This is a genomic window from Chryseobacterium jejuense (genome assembly GCF_017877355.1).
GTDB lineage: Bacteria > Bacteroidota > Bacteroidia > Flavobacteriales > Weeksellaceae > Chryseobacterium > Chryseobacterium jejuense_A.
This window is the reverse complement of the sequence record NZ_JAGIPR010000025.1, coordinates 1-3,578: the sequence shown is the minus strand read 5'-3', so window position 1 is coordinate 3,578 and position 3,578 is coordinate 1. Positions and strand designations below refer to the sequence as shown.

The following is a 3,578-nucleotide window of genomic DNA, read 5'->3' as shown; positions in this document are numbered from 1 at the left end:
GGGCTGAACAATACTGAGAGTGTTGGAGCTATGAAACTGACTTCTGTAATTGGAAATGCAAGCACATTTATCACCGGAAAACTTACCGAGATTATCGAAGGTGATGTACATAGTGAAACCAAGAAAGGGAAGACTGTAGTCAATAGTGAAGGAGGAATAGAAACCAGTACCAACGCCTCAATTAATAAACATGCAAAAAGCACTATTGATAACAGAAGTGGAGAAATAGGAAAATCTCATTAAGCTTAAAACGATGGGTAGATTAAGAATTGTAAAAGGTAAGATTTTTGAAGTCGTAGAGAACGATCTTCATTATTATTCAGAGGCATCTATTACAGAGTCTGCATCAGACGTTTACTCTGAACAGGGGGGAGACGGGATTTCTCACTCTGGTGATCCGGGAACACCACCACCCTCACCTACATTGTCTAAATGTGCAGTTTTTTTTAGACCAACAAAAGAATGGAAAGGAGAATTTGGTTTTGATTGGATAAGGGTAGGCGATAGCAAAATGGAAACAGACGTACCATATAACGGTATTATAGGAAAATATGGAGCTGTTTATGCTACAGATGCTGGGTCTAAATTTACTGCCAATCCCAAAAAATATAATGCAATATTAAAGGATTATAGTACATTTAGTGTTTATAAAGGGACTTATTATGTACCTAATATGACTTTAAATGTTGGAGAAAAGGCCATTTTAGACACTATTATTCATGTTGGGGAAAAAGCAGATAAACTTCACTATGCTTACAATACAGATGTATTTGAACTCATCATTATGAAACAGTTTACTGTAAAAAAAGGAATTAATCATGATGAGGGATCTCTAATCATAAAATGTAAAAAAGCATTTTCTACACCAGAAACCATTAGAGTTATTGCTACAAAAAATAAGTTAAAGGAAAAAGTAGGAGAAATAAAAATTCTTCCTAATAACAACAACAAAAATATTAATATCGTTATTATACCTGTTGAAAATAACGGATATATTGGTCATTTCATACCCAATGAACAACAAGTTTTAACCAATGCTCTTAAGCAATCTTATATTAATCCTTTAATTGAAGCATACAAAACTCCGATTAATGTAGATAGTGCTTGGTTTAATTTTTGGTTTAAATCGGGGGAAAAGCTTGATAATTCTTCTATTGTTAGCATACATAGCCATTTAGATGATGCCTTTTATAAAATTAAGGGTAATAAAGATAAATATAGTAAGTATTATAGGATTTATATGCTTAAAGGAGCTGATATAGCTATAAATGGAGAGGCAGATCATATTGATACCCCAAATAGCTCTGTAGTGGTATTTGATCGTCCTAAAAGAGGAAGGTCAGTAAGTACCATGGCACACGAGCTATTACATGCAATGGGACTTTATCATACGTTTGATAATGACAGCCCATATACATTTGAGTTATATAAAACAGATAACATTATGGATTATACCCATAAAAAGTTAAAAAATCGTTTTTCAACTAATAAATTCCAATGGAAAAAAATCAATCCGAACTTAAAATGAAACTATATAATCTAATCATCCTTTTTATTTTAATTTTTCATTCTTGTGATGGACAAAAAAATAATATTACTTATCCTAAAGAAAAAATTGTGAATACAGAAACTTTTGATATATCCTCCTATGAAAAACTGAAGGATGAGCAATTAACAAAAAATATGCTCAATCCATGGACCGTTGAAACAAAATTAGCCACTGGTGAAAAACAAGAATTATTTTCTTCGGCAGATGGCAACGAGATAACTTATTTTAAAAGCATTACCCCACAAGAACCAGCTTTATTAAAAACAATAAAAAGATTTTACTCCAACGGGAAAATTGCGGTGGAATATGAAACGTATGTGGGGATTTTAAACCCTTATCCCAATGCAAAATATACCTTAGTGGGAGAAACAAAATATTATGATAAAGGTGGTGTCCTGGAAAAAATTGAAAATAATGAAAAGATATTTGAAAATAAAAAAGTGAATCTTCCCAAATTATTTTCCCTACTGGAAAAAGAACCCATACTTGATAACTTAAGTTCAGAAGAACAGAAAAAACTTAAAGAGCTTTTTTTTGAAGAAAAAAATATAGATGAAATAACACCACGTCTTCTCATTCAGTTTTTTCAAGAAAATCTTAAAAAAGAAAATCCGGAAAATCAGTATACATTGAACGGTTTCTTTTTGAACAAAAATGATAGAAATGACAGGGAAAGTTTAGAAATTTCATACACCGATCCAAAATGGATTATAAAAAAAGATTTCTATCCTGTGGGATGGGTTACTGTAGAAGTCAATGCTCAAACAGGGGTTGTATCAAACAAAAAATATCATTTTGAGAATAGGCCCTAATAAAGTAGATCAACGTAAGATATTAAAAAAAATAGGTTCATTTTCTTGAGGTTGAGAAGATTTTTAAATGAAAGAGATAATTATTTATATAGCTATATCAATAATGATATACTCTTGTAGCGGACAGGAGCAGAAAGGAAACATTATTTATCCAAAAGAAAAAATTAAGAATACAGAAAGATTTGATACGAAAAGGTTTGAAAATTATCCTGATGTAGTAAGCATGGAAGATGAAAAAAAGCTTCCCCCTAAAAAAGAGGTATTATCAGACGGAACAATTATAGAGTATTCATTCTGGGATAATAAAGATGATGGCAATAAGAAATACTATACTAAAACGGTTATTTCTCCCCCACCAGCGCTTTTCAAAAAAGTAAAAGATTTTTATCCTTCCGGAACAATTCAGAAAGAGTCTGAAGTTTTTATGGGTGAAATGATGATGGAACCTTTTTATAATAATTTAATTGTTAAAGACTACGACCAGAAGGGGTATCTTGTAAAGACTACTGATTATACTGACTTTGCTAAAAATGTAAAAATTAAATTAAACGATCTTTTGGAGCTCTTACAAAAAGAACCCATGATCAGAGAGGTAAACGAATCGAATAAAGAAAATTTATACGTTAATTTCTTTAATAAAGAAGTAGAAAAAGATAAAATAACCGCTGAGAAAGTTATTGATGAACTGAAATCAAATGACTGCAATGGGAAAATACTTAATGCCCACAGCGATGTTGAAAGAAGAAGTTTAAAAATTTCTTTGGATAAAGATATCTGGTCAGTCACAAAAGATATGTATCCTGGGGGATTTTGGGATTATAAAATAAACGCAAATACAGGTAAAGTTTTGAGTGTTGATTATCGTGCGGACAGCAGACCATAATATTTTACTTCAAAACAATGTAATACATACCCTTAAGGTTAAAATACTGTACAAAAAAAAGACTGTCCCTATTGAAGACAGTCTTTTTTATCAGAAGTAAATTTTGAATCTTTTATTAATATTGTATGAGATTTATAAAAATTGTTATTTTAATACTAATCAAAAACACAAAGTACATGAAAACCAAATTACAAATCAAACATTTTGTGCTGTAAGTAATCAAACCAATTTATAAAATATTGCTATCTTTAACACTAAACTAAACACAGAACATATGAAAACCGAAACAAAGACAAAGGGTTCTTCTTTCCGCCCATCACAAAATGCTGATGGA

General features: G+C 31.0%; 3 protein-coding genes and 1 pseudogene. All 4 read left to right on the top strand.

Annotated features, from left to right (window positions below; all coding sequences use genetic code 11):
- A pseudogene (locus J2772_RS24045) lies at nucleotides 1-243 on the top strand (Vgr family protein); the annotation flags it as partial.
- A gap of 10 nt (nucleotides 244-253) precedes the next feature.
- Entirely contained in the window at nucleotides 254-1,528 is a 1,275-nt protein-coding gene (locus J2772_RS24040; RefSeq protein ID WP_209921589.1) for a reprolysin-like metallopeptidase, read from the top strand.
- Nucleotides 1,525-2,361 (top strand): hypothetical protein, encoded by an 837-nt coding sequence (locus J2772_RS24035; protein ID WP_209921586.1) that lies wholly within the window; start codon nucleotides 1,525-1,527, stop codon nucleotides 2,359-2,361. Before J2772_RS24040 ends, J2772_RS24035 begins: the two co-directional genes overlap by 4 nt.
- Nucleotides 2,362-2,584: 223 nt before the next feature.
- On the top strand, nucleotides 2,585-3,244 hold the full coding sequence (locus tag J2772_RS24030) for a PepSY domain-containing protein (protein ID WP_209921585.1): 660 nt from the start codon (nucleotides 2,585-2,587) through the stop codon (nucleotides 3,242-3,244).
- The last annotated feature ends 334 nt before the right edge of the window (nucleotides 3,245-3,578 follow it).